Below are 1,650 nucleotides of genomic sequence, written 5' to 3'. Positions count from 1 at the left end.
CGACAGTAGCCATCCGGGGTGCCCCTGCTTGCTGTGACATATGTACTTACCTCTCGCTGGCGACGGTGACGCCACTGGACGACATCACTGAACTTTCCTACATGGACACTAACGGTTTTCCCGGCTCCATTGTGCTCAGGCGCGGGGCTGTTCGCTGACGGCGCACGATTGCCCGGGAGGGTTCATCACCGGCTTAAAAAGCCGCACCCCCGGATCAGTGATCCGGGGGTGCGGCAGGAACTGCGGAACAGAAAGTGCTAGAACTTCACTGCTGCCGGGTCATCGTTCTTCGCGGTCTCGGCTGCTGCGTCCTCGGAAGCGGCGTCCTCGACACCGGCTTCAGCCTCGGCTGCTGCCTCTTCGCCGCCGGGGCGGACGAAGTCGCTGAGGTCAACCTTGTTGCCCTCAGAGTCCGTAACCTCGGCCTGGCCCAGGACGACGGCCAGTGCCTTGCGGCGGCGGACCTCGGACACCATCATCGGGACCTGGCCGCTCTGATCGATGATCTGGGCGAACTGGTTCGGGTCCATGCCGTACTGGCCGGCCGTCGTGACGATGTAGTCGATCAGCTCGTTCTGGCTGACGTTGACTTCTTCCTTTTCGGCGATGGCGTCAAGGATGATCTCGTTCTGGAAGGCCCGCTCCGTGTTGGCCTTGACCTCGGCGCGGTGCTCCTCGGTGTCGTGCTCGCCTTCGCCGTGGGCGTTCTCGGCGTTGAAGTGCTGCTCGAGCTGCTCTTCGACGACGGAATCCGGGACGGGGACCGCTACGAGCTCAACGAGCTTGTCGAGGACCTTGTCGCGGGCTTCGACGCCCTGCTCGACAACCTTGGACTCGGCAGCCTGCTTGGCGAGGTCCTCGCGGAGCTCGGCCAGGGTGTCGAATTCGGACGCCAGCTGGGCGAAGTCGTCGTCGGCCTCGGGAAGCTCGCGCTCCTTGACCGACTTGACGACAACCTTGACCTGGGCCGACTCGCCGGCGTGCTCGCCGCCCACGAGGGTGGTGTCGAAGATGGCGTCCTCGTCGGCGCTGAGGCCGGTGACGGCTTCGTCGAGGCCTTCGAGCATGGTGCCGGCGCCGACCTGGTAGGACAGGCCGGTGGCGGAGTCAACCTCGGCGCCGTCGATGGTGGCGGTGATGTCGATCGTCAGGAAGTCCTTGTCGGCGGCCGGACGGTCCACGGACTTCAGCGTGCCGAAGCGGCCGCGGAGTTCGTCCAGGGCCTTGTCGACGTCGGCGTCGGTGGACTCCGCGGCGGCAACCTCAACCTTGATGCCGGCGTAGTCGGGCAGTTCGATCTCGGGGCGGACGTCAACCTCGGCGTGGAACTTCAGTTCACCGTCGGTGGCGGACGGGTCCGGGACCTCGGTGATTTCGACCTCGGGACGGCTCAGCGGGCGGATGCCGGTTTCCTGAACGGCTGCCTGGTACCAGCCGTTGAGGCCTTCGTTGATGGCAGTCTCCAGCACGTAGCCGCGGCCGACGCGCTGGTCAATGAGCTTGGAGGGGACCTTGCCCTTGCGGAAACCGGGGACCTGGATCTGCGAAGCAACAGTCTTGTATGCCTCTGCGATGCTGGGCTTCAATTCCTCAAAGGGGACCTCAACATTGAGCTTGACCCGCGTGGGGGTGAGGTTCTCGACAGCGCTC

Annotated in this window: 1 protein-coding gene; it reads right to left on the bottom strand. The window is 64.8% G+C overall.

Features of this window, described 5'->3' with window-relative positions:
- Window positions 1-257: 257 nt before the first annotated feature.
- Window positions 258-1,650, bottom strand: a 1,393-nt coding sequence (gene tig, locus V6M46_RS08490; protein ID WP_332663745.1) for a trigger factor, incomplete at its 5' end; no start/stop codon positions are given.

This window comes from Aeromicrobium sp. (assembly GCF_036676885.1).
GTDB lineage: Bacteria > Actinomycetota > Actinomycetes > Propionibacteriales > Nocardioidaceae > Aeromicrobium.
The sequence above is the reverse complement of the archived record's forward strand: the minus strand, read 5'-3'. Positions and strand labels throughout refer to the sequence as shown.